The organism is Ruegeria sp. CDSA089 (genome assembly GCF_059612205.1).
This window is the reverse complement of the sequence record NZ_JBXWQD010000001.1, coordinates 764,674-783,774: the sequence shown is the minus strand read 5'-3', so window position 1 is coordinate 783,774 and position 19,101 is coordinate 764,674. Positions and strand designations below refer to the sequence as shown.

General features: G+C 59.9%; 19 protein-coding genes and 1 riboswitch. Of the genes, 3 read left to right on the top strand and 16 right to left on the bottom strand.

Translation table 11 applies throughout. The annotated features are described in order from the left end of the window. Positions 1-4: 4 nt before the first annotated feature. The 6 genes from AC2FJ6_RS04010 to AC2FJ6_RS03985 are packed head-to-tail and all read right to left on the bottom strand — an operon-like array spanning position 5 to position 5,935. A complete protein-coding gene (locus AC2FJ6_RS04010; RefSeq protein ID WP_170770191.1) occupies positions 5-391 on the bottom strand; it encodes a Na+/H+ antiporter subunit G in 387 nt (128 codons plus the stop codon). 7 nt (positions 392-398) lie between these two features. Then, a complete protein-coding gene (locus AC2FJ6_RS04005; protein ID WP_170770632.1) occupies positions 399-668 on the bottom strand; it encodes a K+/H+ antiporter subunit F in 270 nt (89 codons plus the stop codon). After that, positions 668-1,168 (bottom strand): Na+/H+ antiporter subunit E, encoded by a 501-nt coding sequence (locus tag AC2FJ6_RS04000; RefSeq protein WP_174819356.1) that lies wholly within the window; start codon positions 1,166-1,168, stop codon positions 668-670. The genes AC2FJ6_RS04005 and AC2FJ6_RS04000 overlap by 1 nt, the downstream gene beginning before the upstream one ends. Beyond that, complete coding sequence (locus AC2FJ6_RS03995) at positions 1,165-2,709, bottom strand: monovalent cation/H+ antiporter subunit D (protein WP_170770193.1); 1,545 nt, start codon at positions 2,707-2,709, stop codon at positions 1,165-1,167. Before AC2FJ6_RS03995 ends, AC2FJ6_RS04000 begins: the two co-directional genes overlap by 4 nt. Further along, positions 2,706-3,065 carry a Na+/H+ antiporter subunit C gene (locus AC2FJ6_RS03990; protein ID WP_170770195.1) on the bottom strand — a complete coding sequence of 120 codons (360 nt, stop codon included), beginning with the start codon at positions 3,063-3,065 and terminating at the stop codon, positions 2,706-2,708. Before AC2FJ6_RS03990 ends, AC2FJ6_RS03995 begins: the two co-directional genes overlap by 4 nt. Then, positions 3,065-5,935: a monovalent cation/H+ antiporter subunit A gene (locus tag AC2FJ6_RS03985; RefSeq protein WP_496668469.1), complete on the bottom strand. Its 2,871-nt coding sequence runs from the start codon at positions 5,933-5,935 to the stop codon at positions 3,065-3,067. Before AC2FJ6_RS03985 ends, AC2FJ6_RS03990 begins: the two co-directional genes overlap by 1 nt. A gap of 221 nt (positions 5,936-6,156) precedes the next feature. Here AC2FJ6_RS03985 and AC2FJ6_RS03980 point away from each other — a divergent pair, with 221 nt between their 5' ends. Beyond that, a complete protein-coding gene (locus AC2FJ6_RS03980) occupies positions 6,157-6,630 on the top strand; it encodes a rhodanese-like domain-containing protein (protein WP_170770199.1) in 474 nt (157 codons plus the stop codon). Then, positions 6,627-7,451: a CE1 family esterase gene (locus AC2FJ6_RS03975; RefSeq protein ID WP_496668467.1), complete on the top strand. Its 825-nt coding sequence runs from the start codon at positions 6,627-6,629 to the stop codon at positions 7,449-7,451. The genes AC2FJ6_RS03980 and AC2FJ6_RS03975 overlap by 4 nt, the downstream gene beginning before the upstream one ends. On the opposite strand, the gene mdoH is transcribed toward AC2FJ6_RS03975, so the two are convergent. The 7 genes from mdoH to AC2FJ6_RS03940 form a co-directional block, all read right to left on the bottom strand. Beyond that, positions 7,452-9,320, bottom strand: a complete 1,869-nt coding sequence (mdoH, locus tag AC2FJ6_RS03970; protein WP_480874556.1) for a glucans biosynthesis glucosyltransferase MdoH — start codon at positions 9,318-9,320, stop codon at positions 7,452-7,454. After that, positions 9,317-10,816, bottom strand: coding sequence for an OpgD/OpgG family glucan biosynthesis protein (locus AC2FJ6_RS03965; protein ID WP_496668465.1), 1,500 nt, complete (start codon positions 10,814-10,816; stop codon positions 9,317-9,319). The genes mdoH and AC2FJ6_RS03965 overlap by 4 nt, the downstream gene beginning before the upstream one ends. Beyond that, a complete protein-coding gene (locus AC2FJ6_RS03960) occupies positions 10,813-12,030 on the bottom strand; it encodes an OpgC family protein (RefSeq protein WP_170770206.1) in 1,218 nt (405 codons plus the stop codon). Before AC2FJ6_RS03960 ends, AC2FJ6_RS03965 begins: the two co-directional genes overlap by 4 nt. A gap of 35 nt (positions 12,031-12,065) precedes the next feature. Then, positions 12,066-13,436 carry a tetratricopeptide repeat protein gene (locus AC2FJ6_RS03955; RefSeq protein ID WP_496668463.1) on the bottom strand — a complete coding sequence of 457 codons (1,371 nt, stop codon included), beginning with the start codon at positions 13,434-13,436 and terminating at the stop codon, positions 12,066-12,068. Positions 13,437-13,617: 181 nt separating this feature from the next. Beyond that, positions 13,618-14,802 (bottom strand): CaiB/BaiF CoA transferase family protein, encoded by a 1,185-nt coding sequence (locus tag AC2FJ6_RS03950; RefSeq protein WP_170770209.1) that lies wholly within the window; start codon positions 14,800-14,802, stop codon positions 13,618-13,620. Then, positions 14,789-16,408: a thiamine pyrophosphate-binding protein gene (locus AC2FJ6_RS03945; RefSeq protein WP_170770212.1), complete on the bottom strand. Its 1,620-nt coding sequence runs from the start codon at positions 16,406-16,408 to the stop codon at positions 14,789-14,791. Before AC2FJ6_RS03945 ends, AC2FJ6_RS03950 begins: the two co-directional genes overlap by 14 nt. 78 nt (positions 16,409-16,486) lie before the next feature. Further along, the gene (locus AC2FJ6_RS03940; RefSeq protein ID WP_170770214.1) at positions 16,487-16,945 is read right to left on the bottom strand and encodes a DUF302 domain-containing protein; all 459 of its coding nucleotides are present in this window, start codon (positions 16,943-16,945) and stop codon (positions 16,487-16,489) included. Positions 16,946-17,072: 127 nt separating this feature from the next. Between AC2FJ6_RS03940 and AC2FJ6_RS03935 the strand changes: the two genes are divergently transcribed. Next, on the top strand, positions 17,073-17,429 hold the full coding sequence (locus AC2FJ6_RS03935) for a DUF1636 family protein (RefSeq protein WP_237217239.1): 357 nt from the start codon (positions 17,073-17,075) through the stop codon (positions 17,427-17,429). Here AC2FJ6_RS03935 and AC2FJ6_RS03930 read toward each other — a convergent pair. The 3 genes from AC2FJ6_RS03930 to AC2FJ6_RS03920 all read right to left on the bottom strand — a co-directional run bounded on the left by AC2FJ6_RS03930 (position 17,426) and on the right by AC2FJ6_RS03920 (position 18,854). Further along, on the bottom strand, positions 17,426-17,920 hold the full coding sequence (locus AC2FJ6_RS03930; protein WP_170752354.1) for a hypothetical protein: 495 nt from the start codon (positions 17,918-17,920) through the stop codon (positions 17,426-17,428). The genes AC2FJ6_RS03935 and AC2FJ6_RS03930 overlap by 4 nt on opposite strands. Before the next feature lie 66 nt (positions 17,921-17,986). After that, positions 17,987-18,685 carry a CbtA family protein gene (locus AC2FJ6_RS03925; RefSeq protein WP_480857667.1) on the bottom strand — a complete coding sequence of 233 codons (699 nt, stop codon included), beginning with the start codon at positions 18,683-18,685 and terminating at the stop codon, positions 17,987-17,989. Between the two features lie 4 nt (positions 18,686-18,689). Further along, positions 18,690-18,854, bottom strand: coding sequence for a CbtB domain-containing protein (locus tag AC2FJ6_RS03920; RefSeq protein WP_170770220.1), 165 nt, complete (start codon positions 18,852-18,854; stop codon positions 18,690-18,692). Between the two features lie 36 nt (positions 18,855-18,890). Then, positions 18,891-19,096: riboswitch (cobalamin riboswitch) on the bottom strand. Positions 19,097-19,101 lie beyond the last annotated feature (5 nt).

The following is a 19,101-nucleotide window of genomic DNA, read 5'->3' as shown; positions in this document are numbered from 1 at the left end:
AGGGTCAGTTCGCTGTGTGGTCAGGGACGTCCTCGACCTGCTCGACCGCGTGGGTGGCCCAAAGCTCATCCTCGCCCGCATCCGGCAGATCGCTTGGCTTTTCATGGCGATGAATATGCCATTTGGCAATGAACAGGGCCGTGATCGGCGCGGTCAGGAACAAAAAGAGCGTGATCAGAAGCTCGTGCAGCGAGAGCTTGCCTTCGAGCAGAACCGAATGGCCGATCGACGCCAGCAGCACCCCGCCTACGCCCAGCGTGGTGGCCTTGGTAGGTGCATGCAGGCGCGACATCGGGTCCTTCAGCTTGATCATCCCATAGGACCCGACAAAGCCGAAGATGCCAGAAACGACCAGAAAGAAAGCAATCAGAATTTCGAAGATAATCGTCATGCCGCCCTCACTCGATGATATTGCCGCGCAGCATGAAGCGCGCATAGGCTACGGTCGAGACAAAACCCAGCATGGCAATGATCATGGCGGATTCGAAAAAGATCTCGGTCCCCAATGCAAGCCCGTACAGGATCATCAGCGCGATGGTATTGATCACCATCGTGTCCAGCGCCAGAACGCGGGTGCCGACCCCCTCGGCCGAGATGATCCGGTAGAGACACAGCATGATCGCCGCGCCGAAACAGGCGAAAGCGAACCAGATGGCATAGGTGACAATCATTCGAAAATCTCCTTCAGGCGGCGCTCATAGCGTTGCTTGATCTCGTCACGTACTGCCTCGGGGTCGGGCGCGTCGAGGCAGTGAACCAGCAAGTTATGGCCTTGTGCGGACAGATCGCAGCTGACTGTGCCGGGCGTCATGGTGATCGTTCCGGCCAGAACGGTGATCGCCTCGGGGGTTCGCAGTTCCAATGGGATCGAGACCCAGTTGGGTTGCCGGTCGGCGTCGCGTTTGAACAGGATGATCCTGGCCACGGTGATATTGGCGATCACGATGTCCCACAGCACGACCAGCATGTATTCGGCGATCATCGGCCAGTTGCGCAGTTTCGGACGGTCGGGCCAATAGGGCTGGGTGATAAAGGGGATGATGATCCCCAACAACAACCCGAACACCACCGAGTTGAGCGAGCCGGTATTGGCCAGCAGCACCCAAACCACCGTCAGCAGGAAGGTCAGGTGCGGGTGCGGGAATATCCGGTGCAGCAATCTGATCATCCGTTCTCTCCCAATACGGCAGCGATATAGTTTTCTGGGGTAAAGAGCTGCTCAGCCGTGTTGTTGGCATATTTCAGCGCCGGACCCGCAAAGAGTGTCAGCAGGACCAGACCCAGAACTGCCGCAAAGACCGATGTAAAGGCCAGTCCGGGGTGGGGCTCGGGGGCAGGGTTGGCCAGCGCCTCTTCTTCTTTTTCAAGGTCGGTTGCGGGATTGTGCTGGATGTCGTGGCTTTTCCAGAAGATTAGCGTACCCGCGCGGGCCAAACCGACGATTGTCACGAAGGACCCGATCAGGACAACCGCCCAGATCGCGTTGGCGTCAGGCGCATCTCGCGCGGCATCCAGCACCAGCAACTTGCCGATAAAGCCTGACAGGGGTGGCATCCCAGCCAGGGCGATGGCCCCTACAAAGAACAGGGCCGAGATCAGCCCGCCCTGCGGCATCGGCGCGGTGGGAGCGATGGACCCGCCGCGGCGTTCGACCACCATATCGGCGATCAGAAACAGCAGTGCCGTGGCAAGGGTCGAGTGGTAGATGTAATACAGCGCCGCAGCCGTAGCGGTCTCGGTAAACAAAGAGATTGCGATCAGCAATGTTCCCATCGAGGCGATGGCGCAGAACGCCACCATCCGCGCGATATGCTGTGCGCCCAGAATGCCGATGGTGCCAATGGCCAGTGTCACCAGAGCCGCTGGTTGCAACCAGGAGCCCACCAGCCCTTGGGTGGCCTCAACCTCGGGGCCGAAGCTCAGCGTGTACATCCGCAGGATCGAATAGGCCCCAACCTTGGTCATGATCGCAAACAGTGCGGCCACCGGTAACGGCGCGTTGGCATAGCTGGCAGGCAACCAGAAGTGCAGCGGAAGAACGGCGGCCTTGATACAAAAGACCAGTAGAAGCAGCACTGCGCCGACCCGCAGCAAGGCCGTATCTTCGGCAGGCAGTTCAGCCACGCGCACCGCCATATCGGCCATGTTCAGCGTGCCTGTGACGGCATAAAGCGTACCCAGAGCAAACAGAAACAGGGTAGAGCCCAGCAGGTTATAGGCCACATATTGCACGCCTGCTTTCAGGCGGGTTGCGCCGCCTCCATGCGTCATCAATCCGTATGAGGCGATCAGCAGCACCTCGAAAAACACGAAAAGGTTAAAGGCGTCGCCGGTCAGGAAGGCTCCGCACACACCCATGAGCTGGAAGTGAAACAGGGCGTGGAAATGTTTGCCCCGGTCGTCCCAGCCCGAGGCGATGGCGTAGAGCACGATAGGCAGGGCCAACAGCGCGGTCAGTAGCACCATCATCGCAGAAAGCCGGTCCAGTACCAAAACGATGCCGAATGGCGCAGGCCAGTTGCCCAACTCATAGACCAGAATATCTCCGCCAGCGGCCTGTGCGGTGATGGTCAGGGCAATCCCCAGCAGGCCCACCACACCAGCGACCGAGAAGATGCGTTGCAGGTCCAGATGATAGCGCAGGACCATGATGATGAACGGGGCCAGGATCGCGGGCAGAACGATCGGAGCGACGATCCAGTGGTTCATGCGTCTTCTCCCGGCGCGTCGGTATTGTTTTGTCCACGCATGTCGATGTGGTCATCCTTGGCCGACAGATAGGCCGAGAGGGCAATCATCACGATCACCGCCGTCATCCCGAACGAAATAACGATGGCCGTCAGCACCAGCGCCTGCGGCAGCGGGTCGGTGTAGGGCACGTCCTTGTATTTGTTCAGCACCGCAGGTGCATCCAACGCCAACCGGCCTGTGGCAAACAGGAACACGTTCACCGCATAGGTCAGCAGGGAAAGGCCCAGGATGACGGGAAAGGTTCGGCGGCGCAGGATCAGGAAGATCCCGGCAGCGGTCATGACGCCTACGGCTGAGGCTACGAGCGCTTCCATCAGGCCTGCTCCTTCTCGTTATCGTCTTTTGCGTCGCGGTCCCGCAGCGGGTTGATGTCCATCGGGAATTCCTGCGCCATGCCCGGCTGCCACGCAAAGCGCGACAGGCTGTCCAGCGCCAGCATCACCGCGCCAAGCACGGCGAGGAACACGCCAGTGTCAAACAGGATAGCTGTGGCCCATTCGAACTCTTCCAGCGGCGGCCAGTGGATATAACCGAAATCGCTGGTCAGGAACGGACGCTCATTGAACCATGCACCGATCCCTGTTGCAGCGGCGATCAGCACGCCCCACCCGATAGACCCATGGTAGTAGAACCTCTGCCGTTCAATGGCCCAAGTATAGCCGCTGGCCATGTATTGCATCAGATAGGCAATGGCGACGATCAGACCGGCGATGAACCCGCCGCCGGGCTGATTGTGCCCACGGAAAAAGATGTATGCTCCCACCATCAGCGCGATCGGCATCATCATCCGGGTCACGACGACCATCATCAGCGGATGCGAGTCCCCCGACTGTGGCCAATGTGGTTTGCGGTTCAGCAGATAGGCGCGCACATTCGTGCCCAGAACGGACTCGGTCAGGGCAAAGATGATCAGGGCGGCGATGCCCAGCACGATAATCTCGCCGAATGTATCAAAGCCTCGGAAGTCCACGAGGATTACGTTCACCACATTGGTGCCGCCTCCGCCCTTATACGAATTGGCCAGGTGGAAATCCGAGATCGTGGGGAAGGCAAAATCCCGCAACATCAGCGCATAGATCAGGGCACCGGATCCGATCCCCGCTACGACCGAGATCGCTGCATCCCGCCAGCGCCGCGCGGCGCTGCTGTCCCAAGGCGTATCGGTGGGCAGAAAGTTCAGCGACAGCAGCAACAGGATCATCGTTACCACCTCGACCGAGATCTGGGTCAGCGCAAGGTCGGGGGCCGACAGATAGTTGAAGGCCATCGAAACGATCAGACCAACGACACCGATCAATACAAGCGACAATAGGCGGTTGCGGTGGAACCACATGATGGCCAGGGTGGCTCCCACCAGACAAATCCAGCCGATCACTGGGATCACCTGCAGCGGCAGGGGATCGCGCGTCTGCGCGCCGATAGAACCGGTCGCATAGGCGTAGTACCCAAGCCCCACGGTAAAGGCGATCAGGATGATGGCATAGCGGCTGATCACGCCATTATGCAGTGTGTCGGTGATCCAGCGGCTTGCCGAAGTCAGCGCACTGATCACGGCCTCGAATATGGTTTTCGCCTCGGGGCGGGGCAGGGCGTTCCAGAATTGCTCACCCCGGCGGTGCTGGGACAGCAGGAACAGGCCACCCAGTGTGGCGACAACCGACATGTAAAGCGCGGGCGTAAACCCGTGCCACAGTTTCAGCGAGTAATAGGGCGGCTTGCCACCGCCATAGACCGCATCCGACACAACCGCGACCAGCGGGCCGACGATAGCGTTGGAATAAAGGCCGATGAGCACGACCAGCACGACCAGAAACGCCGGGGCCAGCCACAGCCCGACCGGGGGGTCATGCGGATGATGCGGATAGTCGTGACGCTCGGGGCCAAGAAACACGTGGCTGATGAAGCGGAATGAATAGGCTGCCGAGAACACTGCAGCCAACAGGGCTAGACCCGGCACCAGATAGTGCGAATGCAGCCAGGTGGTGTGGACGGTTTCTTCCAGCATCATCTCTTTCGACAGGAACCCGTTCAGGGGCGGCAGACCCGCCATGGACAGCGCTGCGATAGTGCCGATGGTAAAGCTGATCGGCATCAGGTGGCGCAGCCCGCCCAGTTTTTTGATATCCCGGGTTCCGGTCTCGTGATCGACGATCCCGGCGGTCATGAACAGCGCAGCCTTGAATGTCGCGTGGTTGATGATGTGGAACACGGCGGCGACTGCGGCAAACTTGGTGCCAAAGCCCAGCAGCATGGTGATCAGGCCCAGATGTGACACGGTCGAAAAGGCCAGCAGCGCCTTGAGGTCGTCTTTGAACAGCGCAATCACCGCACCGATCAACATGGTCACCAAACCGGTGGTCGCCACGATATAGAACCACGCATCCGTGCCCGCCAGAACCGGCCACATCCGCGCCATCAGGAACAACCCGGCCTTCACCATGGTTGCCGAGTGCAGATAGGCCGACACAGGTGTCGGAGCCGCCATTGCGTGCGGCAGCCAAAAGTGGAACGGGAACTGCGCCGACTTGGTGAAACAGCCCAGCAGGATCAGGATCAAAGCGGGCAGATAATAGGGCGACGCCTGAATCATCTCCTTGTTCTGGAGGATTACGCTCAGGTCGTAAGACCCCACGATATTGCCCAGAATCAGCATCCCCGCGATCATGGCCAGCCCGCCAGAACCGGTCACGGCCAGTGCCATGCGCGCGCCCTGACGGCCCTCAGGCAGGTGTTTCCAATAGCCGATCAACAAGAATGAACTTAGAGACGTAAGTTCCCAGAAAATAAGAAGAAGTAAAATGTTGTCAGACAGAACGATCCCCACCATCGCGCCCTGAAACAGCAGCAGATAGGTGTAAAACTGTCCCATCGGGTCCTCGCGCGACAGGTAGAACCGCGCATAGAGGATGATCAGCAGTCCGATCCCCAAGATCAGCAGGGCAAACAGAAAACTCAGCCCGTCCATCATGAAATTCGCGTTCAGGCCCAAGATGGGGATCCAGTCGAACCGGGCGGTCACGACCTCGCCGCGCATGATCGTGGGGATATGGATCAAGACGCCCATCAGTGCCAGGAATGTGGTGAGGCCTGCAGCCGAAGCAGCTGCATTTCGTCCTGCCCTGATCAGTAGAGCTGGAAATACAGCGCCAAGAAAGGGAAGGGCCGCGATGAGGAATAGGGACAAGTGCGATACTCCGGTCTGGGCGGTCAAGATAACCCTGATTTTGTAAGGATAATTTTCGAACTGTCCAGCTATTGCAAGTACCGCTGTTTGACCTACTGATGTCGCCAAATTGCGGTTTTTGAAAAAATCCTGACATGAACTTGATCCGGCTCTCTGAATTGAACGCGGATTTGCGGTGTTCAATATGGTAATACGTATCTGACCACACAGGAGGGCACGACGTGCCAGACAAGACGATCCGCACCCGCAGGTGGATTCTTTTCGGCGGCGGGGCCGCCGTTGCAGCGGGTTTTGCGATCCGGGAATACCGGTTGATCCCGCCCAGCTATGCGGGTGGGCATCTCAGTGTGCAGGCGGCGCATGAACAGGCCGTGTCGGGCGACGTGCTGTTGCTGGATATTCGAACCCCGCGCGAGTGGGATGCGACAGGCGTGGGTGAGGGTGCCTATCCATTGGACATGCGCCGTGATGATTTTGTTCAGGCGCTGGATCAACTGACCGACGGCGACAGGTCTGCGCCTATTGCTCTGATCTGCGCGCGCGGGGTTCGGTCCGCGCGGCTCAGCAACCGGTTGAGCGAAGCAGGCTTTACCAATATCATCGATGTACCCGAAGGGATGCTAGGCTCGGCCGCAGGGCCCGGTTGGGTCCGGTCGGGGTTGCCGGTTGGAACTTATGAGGAGGCCGTTCAATGATCCGCGCCGCCATGCTGGCTGTCGTGGCCGCAATCGCCGGGAAGTCGGTTCATGCCGCCTGCGGTGATCAGGACGGTGCCTGTAGCACTGAAATGGGCGAATACCACATCGAACTGCCCAAGGCGGAAAATCCTCCGCTGGTCGTTTTCCTGCACGGCTATGGCGGCAGCGGAACCGGCACGATGAAGAACCGCGGCATGGTCAAACCGTTATTGTCTCGTGGCTATGCGGTGATGGCGCCCGAGGGGCTTGAGCGCGCCAACCGCCCCGGTGTCAAAAGCTGGAACTTCTATCCCGGCTTCGGCGACAGGGATGAAACCGCCTTCCTGACCGAAGTCGTTCAGGACGCCGCTGACAAATTCGGGATTGATGCCGAGCGGGTTATTCTCGGTGGTTTCTCGGCCGGTGGATTCATGGTTAACTATCTGGCCTGCGATGCGCCCGAGACGTTTTCGGCTTATGTGCCCGTATCAGGCGGGTTCTGGCGACCTCACCCTGAGGCCTGCGAGGGGCCGATCCGTATGTTTCACACCCATGGCTGGACCGACAATGTGGTCCCGCTCGAAGGGCGTTTGCTGGGCGGTGGCCGGTTCCATCAGGGCGATATCTTTGCCGGGCTGGAAATCTGGCGTATCGCCAATGGCTGCGTCGATACCAAACCCAGCGGGTTTTCGACGACCGGCCCTTTTATGCGCCGGTATTGGAGCGGCTGTGCAGATGGCAGTGCACTGGAATTTGCGCTGTTCCCTGGCGGACACACGGTGCCCAAAGGGTGGGCGGACATGATGGTGGACTGGTACGAAGGCCTGCCCGGCGGCTGATCACTCTGCCGGGGTCATTACGCCGCGCCCTTCGATCAAGCGCTTCAACTCGTCTCTGTGACGGCGGGCCGAGCGTGTGATCGCGGGCTCCTTCACATCCTCTTTCATCCCGACCATGCGGCGCGCAGGGCCCGAAGACACTCCGCTGAGTGCAGAAAGCGGGATCGCGAAGGCTAGGCTGATCGCTATCGGGGCCAGCCAGATCGAAACCAAGCCGGACAGTATCCCGACGCTCAGGGCGACGCCGCTCACGGTCTCTACCACGTGGCATAGGATCAGAGTGCGCAGCCCATAGCTGCCCCCGTCGCGTGCCTGCGGGGACCAGCCCTTTTGTACACCGAATGCGGTGCGGAACACGGCGATCATCTGTTGCACCATCAGGATCGGCGCGTAGAGGATCGACAGAATAACCTCGGACAAAAACGAGGTCAGGAATTTGAAGCCGCCGCCAAAATCCGAATAGCGCACACCGCTGAGCGGCAGGGCTAGAACGCCCAGCACCTTGGGGGCCAGCAACATGGCATACATAACGAGAATGATCAGCACATGGCGGGTTTCCGACATCTCGGGCCATTGCGGGAACAGTGGATTGTCGGGGCTGAAATAATACAGGACCGAGGCGTCCTCACCCTGACCGATCAGCGCCCACATCACCAGCAGAGCAAACCATAGCGGCGACATCAGATACCCGACCGCACCGTGGAACATGTGGAAACGAGACACCGCACGAAACCCGGTCGAGCCCAGCAATTTCAGGTGTTGCAGGTTGCCCTGACACCAGCGCCGGTCCCGCAGTGCGTGGTCGATCAGCGTAGGGGGCGTCTCTTCATACGACCCGCGAATACGGGGCAGGAAGCGCACGGCCCATCCGGCACGGCGCAGCAGGCCTGCTTCGACGAAATCGTGGCTCATGATCAGCTTTTCCTGACCATTGAAGGCGCGCAGCTTGGGCAGACCCGCGCTGGACGCAAAGGCACGGGTGCGGATGATGGCGTTGTGGCCCCAATAATTGCCTTCTTGCCCGCACCAACGGGCCAGACCTTCGGCAAAGGCGATGCCGTAGACGCCGTTGGCAAATTGCTGCATCCGGGCAAAGACCGATTGCGCGCCGATTAGCTGCGGGTAGCTCTGGATCAGACCGGCACCGGGGTCGCGTGCCAAAGCGTCGGTCAGGCGGGTGATGGCACGACCGGTCATCAGACTGTCGGCATCCAGCACCAGCATCGCATCCCAATCAGCCCCCCAGCGGCTGACCCAATCGGCGATATTGCCCACCTTGCGGTCAGTGTTTTCAGGACGACGGCGGTAATACAGCTCAAGACCCGGCGCTAGGGTCGTGCGCAGAGCCTCGACACTGGCCTGTTCTTGCGCGGCGATCTCGGGGTCACGCGTGTCGGACAGGATGAACATGGCATAGTGATGCTGTCCACCGCGCTTGCGCAGGTCTTCCAGCATGGTGCGGGCATTGCCCAGCACGTTCCACGGCACCTCGTTATAGACCGGGGTCAACAGGGCGACGCGCAATGGCTGTGGACGGCCTTCGCGTTTCGGCTGTTCCTGCCGCGAAAGGGACACCATGCCCAGCAGCACGGTGCAGACCGTGAAAGAAATCCAGAAGAAATTGAACGAGATCAGCGCCAGCAGGATGCCTTCGATCAGATTGATCCCTTCGGCCCCGAACCAGTCGGACATCACCCAAAGCAGCCCCAAAGTGGCCGCCATCGCAGGCGAAAAGGCCAGCGCGCGCCAGAACCCGGCCGAGGCGCGCTTGCCATTCGGTACCTGTGCATCCCGAAACCCGGCGCTGAAATCCTGCGCGGGCATCGCCAGAGGGGCCTCGGGCGGCATGATATGCAGATCGCGGCTCATGTGGTCCAACGGTAGAGCCACACCTCAGAGGCGGGCTGTTTGTCCTTCAGAAGCTGTGCGCGCAGCTCCACGTGGTTCCGCTCGCCCGGCTGGAACGAGAATGCCAGCCGCAAGCCGCCGGTATCGGGATTGCGTTGCAGCACGCCGTCTGAGGTCTCGGCATGGGGCGAGTCAACAAAGATGGTCATCGCATCGGGGTCATCGAACAGGTCCGAGGCCTCAAAATCGATCACTGCCAGACGTCCTTCGCCGAAGGTATTGTCGCCCATCGCGGTGTTGATCACGCGTGGCATGGGTGTGCGCTGGGGTTCTTCGCCCCAGATCAAACGATAGGACATGTCGATCTGGCTGCCCGCGGCATAGGGCTCGGCCGGGCGCCAATAGGCGACGATGTTGTCGTAGATTTCCTGATCCGCCGGAATCTCGACCAGCGTCACGGTGCCTTTTCCCCAATCGCCCTTTGGTTCCACCCACAGGCCGGGGCGCTTGTGATAATTCGCCTCAAGATCCGCATAGTCCGAGAACTTGCGTTTCCGCTGCATCAGGCCAAAGCCGCGTGGGTTTGTATCCACGAACGACGAAATCTGCAGGCGGGTAGGGTTGGCCAAAGGCCGCCACAGCACCTCCCCCGCGCCATTGCTAACCATCAAGCCATCGCTGTCATGAACGGCGGGGCGGAAATCGTCAAACCGGCTGTGGTTGGTCTGGTCGAACAGGAACATCGAAGTGCCGGGCGCGATGCCCACATGGGGCAGCTCTTCGCGGGGGAAGAGCGTTGCTTCGACATCCATGATGCAGTCGGCCCCGGCGGTGACGTTGAACCGATAGGCCCCGGTCACGCTGGGGCTGTCCATCAGCGCGTGGACGACCATGTTGCGCTGGCCGGGTTTGGGTCGTTCCAGCCAAAAGCGGATGAATTCGGGAAATTCCTCACCATCCGGGTCCCCTGTTTTTAGGGCCAGACCACGCGCGGACAGCCCGTAAACCTCGTGCAGACCAATGGCGCGGAAATAGCTGGCGCCTTGCCAGACGCAGAACTCATCGGTCTTACCGGGGCGGTGCATTTCGGTGCGCAGGCGCAAGCCAGAGAACCCCAGCGTGTCGTCGATGGGCAGGGTCGGCACGTCTTCGGATTTGTCGAACATCGACAGATCGAACGTAACCGGGGTGGTCATCCCGTCCTCGACTGTTGAAACCTTAACAGTGCGCGGGAAGTACAGGCCTGGCGTAAAGAAATCTACGTTGAACGGCGTCTGGGTTTCATACCACAGCGCACGGTCCAGCCTGAACCGGATCGAGCGATACTGTTGATACGTCAGGTCCTGCCATTCCTGCGGAACCATTTCACGCTCGGCATAGGGTTGGCTGGCCAGTTCACGGGCCAGCGCGATCACATCGTTGCGGTCAAAGGGGACCTCGCCCCCGGCAGCAAAAGTGGCCGGAGCGAAAGCAAGCGCCGAAGTTGAGGCCAAAAATGCGCGACGTGTGAAATTCATTTTTTAGACTTCCAGGGGTGTGACTTGAACCAACCGGCCAGATAGGCCACGCCGATGATCATGGCAAAGCCAATCATGTTGGCGATGAAGACGCTGGCAACATCCCGCCCACTCAGGTCCAGTCCAACGCCGATCAGGCGCGCTGCTGCCATGGAAAAGACGAAGACCGCCAAGGATTGCTGACCGACCTTGGTGATGACGGTCAGCAGGAATTCCCAAACTTTCGCGGCTGCACCCTGACCGGTTGCGATCAGGCGATGGCCATGCTCACCCGCGACGACCCAGCCCAGATAGGCCAGTGAGAGGAAGTGAACATAGCGCAGCAGGCCAAACTCGGTCTTGCCCCGCAGTTCCGAGGTCAAGGGCCAGCCCTTGCGCAGCACGGCACCCAATTCAGGCGCGGCATTGTTGATCCAGGTAAAGACCTTCCAAGATCCAAACGGGGCCGACAGGATCAGGAACAGCACGGCAGCCCAGATCAGGGTTTTCGATACGGGCGGGGCAGGGATCCACCCGCGCATGAAGGCAAAGCCGGTAAAGAACAGCAACTGCCAGCCGAAGGGGTTGAAGAACCACTGACGGTCCGACCAAGGCTCGGCCGGTAGGGCCAGCGCGCCAGTTTGTGCCACCAGCCAAATCGCAATCGACGTGGCGGCCACGGCCCAGAACCCGACGCGGTATAGGCCCATGTAAACGGGCATCAGCGCCAAAACCACCAGATACATTGGCAGGATGTCAAAGTAGTTCGGCACGTATGTCAGCGTGAACAGACCGACCATCTGTGGCGCAGGATCGTTGAAGAAATGCTGGAGGTTCAGCGAGGAAATATATGTTTTCTCGAAGAAACCTGTCTGGTCCAGCGCCGCCATCGACATGGCCACAAAGAAAAACAGGCAGATATGCGCCCAGTAGACCTGCCAGATGCGGAACGCCACGCGAGCCGTTCCCATCCACCAACCTTTGCGGGCAAAGGCCCCACCGAACGCAATGGCCGACGCCATGCCCGAGCAGAACACGAAAATCTCGGTCGCATCCGAATAACCAAACCGCGCCGGAATCCATCTGGCCCAGGGGTCGTTCGGGATATGGGCGATCAGGATGATGAACATCGCGATGCCGCGATAGAAATCCAGCCGTGGGTCGCGCACGCGGGCAGGGGCGGCTACTTGAGCTGCCACAGGCGCAAAATCAGAAGCGGGCGATGCTGTCGCCATACGTGTTCTGTCCTTCTTTGGTCTTTTTGTTTTTGTTATTCAGCCGGAACGCTTTGTGCGTCTCCGTCATCGCGTGCCGCGTCGATCAATGCGCGGCGCGCAAGGGCGTAATTGTCCTCGCCACCAGCCCGTTTTGCGCGGCGGTCATCCAGGATGCGCTCGACTGCATCCAGACGCCCGGCGCGCAGGCCGGAATCAATTGTGATGCGCTCGAATACATCACGTTGCGCGTGACTGCCACCTGCAAGTTGCATTCCGTCACGTGCTGTAGAAAGGAAATCAAAGGCTTGGCCATACAGGCCGTCGCCAAAGGCTTCCAACCCTTTGGCTGCTGCAACGCCTGGATCGGACATGCGGATCGGGGTGTCGCCCTGATTGCGCTGGGCGTCTTTCTGGATGCGTTTCAGCATCTTTCCGGTCGCCTCGTCCCGGTTATCGCCAGTGAGGGCCAGGAGATAGTGCAGGTCGGCAAAGATCAGGCAGCCGTCTTCGGTGCGATTGGCGCTCAGGTCAGCCAGTTCTTCCCAGCGATTGCCGACATTTACGCCCTCAAGCTCCAGACGCGACAACAACGAGGTCGCGTTCGAGATATCGCGGTAATCGTCGGTCTTGTCCTGACGGATGTAGTTGTCATACAGCTCCATCACCTGATCTACTTGGCCCAGATCCAGATGCATCAGCGCTTTGTGCCACCAGACGTGATAGCGGAAGTTGTTGCAATGCGCCCAAGCGTCCTCGCGCCCGGCCAGCCAATCCAGACCCAACTGTGCGTTACCGGTCATCTCATGCACGTGGGCCACCGCGTGTAGGCCCCATGCGTCATCTGACACCATCCACAGCGCTTGACGGCCTGCAATCTCGGCTTTCTCATAGGCGCCGGTTTCTTCCAGCGCGAAAGAATGGCAGCCCAACAGATATCCACGGCCCGCGTGATCAGGCTCATACGCCGGCATCACACGTTCGATCGAGCGACGCATGCCTTCGGCGTCGCCCAGAACAAAGCGGGTGGCATGGCTAAGCTTCATCGCCAGCGAGTCTTGCGGATGGGCGCGCAGGATTTCCTCGAATTTCTGAACGGCTTGCGAGGGCAGATCGGCCAGATACAACTCCAGCGCCTGCACATACAGGCGTTCGCGTGCGGTTACCGGTTGACGCGTCATGGCTGCATTGGCAGCGGCCAGAGCCTCGACGGCGACTGGCATCATCTCGCGGCGGCCCAGCAGAACCATGAACAGACCTTTGATCGCATGGCCCAGGGCAAAATCGGGCTCAAGCTCCAAGACTTTTCCCAGATGCTGAGGCGTCACCGCCGCATGCGCCATGAACCCGAGCAGCACGCCATCCCACGCCTCGGCGCTAGCCGAATGGCTCAGGGTGTTCATCTGTCCGAAAACGTCTTGTTTCATGCTCGTGGTCCGATCCGTGTGAGAATTAGTACAATATTCGACTTACCAGAGACTCTAGTCGGGTCGTATCAGTATCGACCGACCTCTCGAATTGGTGAAATGCTGTGTGTGCAAAACGTGAAAAAAACCGCCGATTCAACGGCATGTTTCAGCAACATGCCGCCGAATTAGGCATTGTGTTTCAGTCTTCAAACGGGTTTTCGGCGTTCAGAACGGCCTGAGTGTCCGCGCCAAAGGTCGGTGGAGCACTGCGATATGTTACAGGCGTTTTGGACAGTTTCAGCGGATTTCCGATCAGATTCACCTGTGCCGGGTCGGCTTTCATGGCGATCTGCATCTGCCTTGCGGCGACCTGATCGGTGGCAAAAACCTGATCCAACGTCTGCACCGGGCCCACAGGCACTTTGCGCGCCTCAAGCTCGGCAATGACGGTTTCAGTGTCATAGTTTTGTACGGCTGGGCGCAGAATTGCATTCAGCGCATCACGATGTTCCAGACGTGATGGGTTGGTCGCAAAACGGGGATCGTCCGCTAGGGCAGGCTGCCCGATGAAGTCACAGAACCGTCTAAATTGGCTGTCGTTGCCAACCGCCAGGATCACGTGCCCGTCCGCCGTTTGATAGACGTCATAGGGCACGATATTCGGGTGCCCATTTCCGCGCCGTTGAGGGACGTTGCCAGAGGTCAGGTAATTCACGCCCTCATTGATCAGCCACGCAATTTGCGCGTCGACCAGCGCAAGGTCGATCTGCTGGCCCTCGCCTGTTTGATCCCGGTGGCGTAGCGCCGCCAGAATGCCGACGGTCGCGTACATGCCGCACATCACGTCAGCGATGCCAACGCCCACTTTCATGGGCGCGCCCTCGGGATCGCCGGTCAGAGACATGATCCCGCCGTAACCCTGTGCCATCAGGTCATATCCCGGCTTCGACGCGTTTGGTCCGTCCTGTCCGTAGCCTGAGATCGAGCAATAAACGAGGCTGGGAAATTCCTGCGACAGGGTTGCATAGTCCAGCCCATACTTCGCCAACCCGCCGGGTTTGAAATTCTCGATCAGGATATCGGCATGCGAGGCGAGACGTCGGATTTCCGCCTGACCCTCGGCTGTTGTGATGTCGATTGCCACAGATTTCTTGTTGCGGTTGGCCGACATGAAATAAGCGCTCAGGTCCGATGCATTCCCGTCCGCGTCCGTCACATACGGAGGGCCCCATTGCCGCGTATCATCGCCCCCAGTTGCGGGGTTTTCGATCTTGATCACGTTTGCGCCCAGATCGCCCAGCAATTGCGTGCAGGTCGGTCCTGCCAGAATGCGGGACAGGTCCAAAACTTTGACGCCTTTCAGCGGCCCTTCAGATCCGACCATCATAGCCTCCACGGTCGATCTCGGCGGCGATGACGGTAAAGCTGTCGGCCTTGACCGCCGCGTCCAGCGCCGCCCGCAGTTCCTCGCGGTTGCGCACCGTGTGGCCGTTACCGCCGAACGCGCGACCCATGGCGGCAAAGTCGTGGCGGTCGAAATCTACGCCTGTGTTGCCCATCTGGCGCTGGCGCTGTTTCAGCTCGATCAGCGCAAGGCTTGCATCGACAAAGACCAGAAAGATTGGATTTCCCCCCATCTCGGCTGCTGTCGAAAGCTCTCCGGCAACCATCAGGAACCCGGCATCACCCGAGAAGCTGATCACAGGGCGGTCGGGTTCGGCCAGTTTCAGGCCAATCGCCATCGGCACGGCACAGCCCATGGTACACAGGGCCGAGGATTGGATCAGACCGCGTTCCTCGGAGCAGTCCCACATCTGGCTCAGCAAAATACGATGCGCGCCGCTGTCGGCGGTCGCCAGCGTGTTGGCGGGCAGGGCAGCACGGGTTTCGGCGATCACCGCCGCGGGCCCCCAGTCGTCATCCGTGGGAAACGCCTGCGCCAAAGCGGCTTTGACTTGTGCGGGCTCGCCGCCCGGCCATGTCTTGCGCGACGGGGTGCCTTTGGCAATGGCCTCCAACGTCTCGCCCGTGTGCGCGACCAGATTCAGCCCCGCCTGATGCATGTAGTGGTCATTGGGCACGGCCGAGACGTCGATCACACGCTTTTCCTCAGGGTCCCAGATCTCACGCCAGCCGGGGCGCATTTCGATCGGGTCATAGCCCAGACACAGCACCAAATCGGCCTGTTCGACCAGCGGAACCAGATGTTTGTCAGCCAACGGCGACAGGCCCGCGCCGCCCAGGCACAAAGGGTGATCCTCAGGCACCACACCCTTGGCCTTGTAGGTCGTCACGAAGGGGATGTCGAAGTGCTCCAGAAATGCCTGCACCACATTGCGCGAGTCGTCATAGAGAACATCCAGCCCGACAATTGCGATGGGCCGTTCGGCCTGAGACACCCAACGGCGGGCTTTCTCGACGCAGTCGCCCGCGGGGGATACGGTGGCAATCTTGGCGCGGCGGCGCGGTTTCACGCCCGACACGCGGGTATCCGCGACCGAGATCGGCACGTCGATATGCACCGGACCGGGGCGCGGCTGATTGGCCAACGTAACCGCCTTATCGGCAATAATGTCTGCGCCTTTGGCGGTCAGTGTAAACGTCCCCTTGGTGATTGAGCGATAGACCTGTGCGTGATCCATTACCTGATGGGTATAGGTCAGCGCTTCATCGGCATCGACGCAGCCGGTCAGCACGATCATCGGCACCCGGTCTTGCAAGGCATTGGCGACCACGTTGATCCCGTTCATCGCACCGGGGCCAAGGGTGGCAACCAGAATGGCAGGCGCGCCATCGCGGTGATGCACGGCCTCGGCCATGAAACCGGCGGCGTTTTCATGCTTGGTCAGATGAAAGGTGATCCCGGCCTGTTCCAGCGCATCGACAAGGGTCAGAACCTCACCACCGGGCATTCCAAAGGCGTGGCGACATCCGGCCTCGTACAAACGTTGGGCCAGAAGGTCCGCTGCGCGGGGCGAGAGGTCTTGCATAAGTCATGCTCCGAAAAACTGTTTCACAGCAGATTGCGGAGGACGGCCCCAGACGCAAGCCGGATCACGCCAGTGTGACTATTTGACTGCTGTTTCAGCCACAGCCTGAAACTTGCCATCCAGCTCCTCAGCGATCTCGCGCAGGGGGTCTCCGCCCTCATAGACATAGGGCGCGAAGACAAAGCTGGGAGTCTTGTAGGATAGGGTGGCGGTGCCGTCCTCGTTCTCCGTGACATAAAAGCGGATCGGCGCCTCGATCATCGCGTTCACTGATGTTTCCAACACGCGCACCGCATAGTCGTTGTTGAAGGCACCAATGACCCGATTGCCGGGGATAGTGATCCCACGCGATGCGGCGGCGTTGGTCGGGCCTGCCTGCGTGACCACGATCAGACCATTAGCTTTGATGGCATCCTTGGTGTCGGCAACCAACGCGTCGTAACTTTTGTCGGTTGCGTAGCTGGCCCAGCCCGACAGGGGCTCGTCTGACAAAGCAGGGGTCGCTATCAGGGCAATCGCAGTCCAAAGGGCTTTCATCTGGGCCTCCTGTTTCGGGGTTGCGACAGTGATGCCAGAAAGCGGGACAGGGCGCACTCACAATCTTGTGCGTTTTCCCGATTGCGCCGGCAGTTGGAAACCCTCAGAAACAGGCAAATGCCACCCGATGAGGTCCGAATTGGATCAGATGCGCCTGTTGATATGTTCGTCTTGTGCCGGCGCCCGCGATTGCGGGGCCGAGGTCAAAGCTGTCGAGTCCGCCCTGACCCGCGCGGGGATTGAGGGGCGGGTTTCGGTCGATCAGCACGCCTGTTTCAGCGGATGTGCAGAACCCGTGGCCATCGCGCTGCAGGCCGATGGCTGGGCGACATATGTGTTTTCAGGGGTCGATGTCGCTTCGGACGCCGATGATATCGTGGCGACCTGCCGGACCTATCTGGAAAGCCCCAAAGGCTGGATCGAAGACGCCCGGCCTTGCGGGCGGCTCCGGATGTGTTTGCGGGCGCGTATCCCGGCGCTTTAGTCGACCTGTAGTGTGACCGCCGCGCTGACGGGGATGTTGTCGACCATCAGCGGGCTGTGGCTGTTTGCGTTCAGAGAGACCGAGACTTCGACCTCGCCCTGCGGCAGATGGTCGATATGCATCCAGTTACCGTACAGCCGGGCCAGTTTCTCTCCATTTACGTAGACATGTGCATGCCCCTCGCCGTCGACATCGGTCTTTGAGGCATTTTGTGGTGAGAACCGAAAGTTCTGCGGCATGACATGCAGGTTCCAACCCGCCATAGGATCGGGCGTAAGAGCGATCTCAAGCCCCGGAGCATCAGCGCCAGCAGGCAGGTTGATGGCAGTCGAATGATCGTGTGCGGCTGCCTCGGCGTGAGATGAACTGTGATGTGCAGGATCGCCATGGTCATGGCCGTCGAAAGTAACGCCATTTGCAGCCGCAACCACAAATCCTGCACCACTGCCAAAAACTATGCCGATTGCAAACAGGGCAAGTGAGCGTGCCATTTTATGTTCCTTGATGGTAGTAGCAAACACGCCGAGCTGGTCTCGGCGTGTTCATAAGCGTGCTTGTCAGGCCGCAGCTTCGGCACGCTGGCTTTCATATCGCCAGAAGTACCCGGCGAATGCCCCGACCAGAACCCAGGCTACCAGTCCGATGCCAAAAGCGCGTGCGGCAAACAGCGCGCCGATCTCGGTCGGAACGGGGCCGGTGAACACGTCCGGCTCGGGCGCGCCGATCAGATGTGGGGCCAACAGCAGAGCGGCTGCGATCACATAGCTGATCAGGGTGCCGCCAAAGGCAATCAGCCACATGGCAACACCTGCTGCTGCGACGGTCGCAAACCACCAGATTTGACGCGCAGCGACATCGGCTGCTGCCACGCCGGGCACTTCTGGCGCGAGCGAGAATCCGGGTGCGAGGTGCACGGCAACGAACCCCGCAAGCCCCCACAAAACGCCGGTGCGCCCGTCAATCTTGTGGCCGTTGCCCTCAGCCACGGACATCAGCGCAATCATCATCAGCGCGTAACCGGTATAGATAAGCATCGTGAAAATGACGCTCAGCGCATCGCGGAACAGGTCTGAGAACATTCCCGGCAGCTCGGGGTGAGCACTTACGACGTCACCGCCGAAATGGACCAATTCGCCTGATTCATACAGTTCCGCGTGCAGCAACACAGGTTGCACAAAGACCAACTGCAGCAAGGCGGCAATCAGCCCCGCTGCAGCACCAGCGAACAACGCGCTGGTCAGGATACGGCTAAACATGGGTTTAGTGGCAGGGGAAGCCGGTTGCGTGACGCACGTCATGGGCTGCGTCATGCAGGGCAGCGGCCTGAACGTGGCCAGTCACCGAAATGATGCCAAGACCCAGAACCACAGCGAACATGACCGGCAGGATACCAGCGCGCGAGGCGGTTTGTGTTTGTGTTGTCATTTTCAATTCTCCTGTGCCGTCGCACCCGACGGCCGGTGTTTCAAATCACGCCTGGCAGGTCTCCTGGCTTGCGGGTCAGGGCCTGTGCTCGCCTTCCCCCTGAAAATTCAGGAGTGGCTGGTTGAGCAAGACTCACCGCTTACAGTCGCGGGGGCGGCTGTGGATTGGATCAACTCGGATCGCACCACATTCCCTCTTAGCTCGTCGCTGTGAACGACGGGACCAGACGGGTTCATCTAGCCTTCAA

Excerpts from the sequence above, each read along its gene's own strand:
- AC2FJ6_RS04010 (WP_170770191.1), bottom strand. The coding sequence starts at position 391 with ATGACGATTATCTTCGAAATTCTGATTGCTTTCTTTCTGGTCGTTTCT.
- AC2FJ6_RS04000 (WP_174819356.1), bottom strand. The coding sequence starts at position 1,168 with ATGATCAGATTGCTGCACCGGATATTCCCGCACCCGCACCTGACCTTC.
- AC2FJ6_RS03995 (WP_170770193.1), bottom strand. The coding sequence starts at position 2,709 with ATGAACCACTGGATCGTCGCTCCGATCGTTCTGCCCGCGATCCTGGCC.
- AC2FJ6_RS03990 (WP_170770195.1), bottom strand. The coding sequence starts at position 3,065 with ATGGAAGCGCTCGTAGCCTCAGCCGTAGGCGTCATGACCGCTGCCGGG.
- AC2FJ6_RS03975 (WP_496668467.1), top strand. The coding sequence starts at position 6,627 with ATGATCCGCGCCGCCATGCTGGCTGTCGTGGCCGCAATCGCCGGGAAG.
- mdoH (WP_480874556.1), bottom strand. The coding sequence starts at position 9,320 with ATGAGCCGCGATCTGCATATCATGCCGCCCGAGGCCCCTCTGGCGATG.
- AC2FJ6_RS03965 (WP_496668465.1), bottom strand. The coding sequence starts at position 10,816 with ATGAATTTCACACGTCGCGCATTTTTGGCCTCAACTTCGGCGCTTGCT.
- AC2FJ6_RS03960 (WP_170770206.1), bottom strand. The coding sequence starts at position 12,030 with ATGGCGACAGCATCGCCCGCTTCTGATTTTGCGCCTGTGGCAGCTCAA.
- AC2FJ6_RS03955 (WP_496668463.1), bottom strand. The coding sequence starts at position 13,436 with ATGAAACAAGACGTTTTCGGACAGATGAACACCCTGAGCCATTCGGCT.
- AC2FJ6_RS03950 (WP_170770209.1), bottom strand. The coding sequence starts at position 14,802 with ATGGTCGGATCTGAAGGGCCGCTGAAAGGCGTCAAAGTTTTGGACCTG.
- AC2FJ6_RS03945 (WP_170770212.1), bottom strand. The coding sequence starts at position 16,408 with ATGCAAGACCTCTCGCCCCGCGCAGCGGACCTTCTGGCCCAACGTTTG.
- AC2FJ6_RS03940 (WP_170770214.1), bottom strand. The coding sequence starts at position 16,945 with ATGAAAGCCCTTTGGACTGCGATTGCCCTGATAGCGACCCCTGCTTTG.
- AC2FJ6_RS03935 (WP_237217239.1), top strand. The coding sequence starts at position 17,073 with ATGAGGTCCGAATTGGATCAGATGCGCCTGTTGATATGTTCGTCTTGT.
- AC2FJ6_RS03930 (WP_170752354.1), bottom strand. The coding sequence starts at position 17,920 with ATGGCACGCTCACTTGCCCTGTTTGCAATCGGCATAGTTTTTGGCAGT.
- AC2FJ6_RS03925 (WP_480857667.1), bottom strand. The coding sequence starts at position 18,685 with ATGTTTAGCCGTATCCTGACCAGCGCGTTGTTCGCTGGTGCTGCAGCG.
- AC2FJ6_RS03920 (WP_170770220.1), bottom strand. The coding sequence starts at position 18,854 with ATGACAACACAAACACAAACCGCCTCGCGCGCTGGTATCCTGCCGGTC.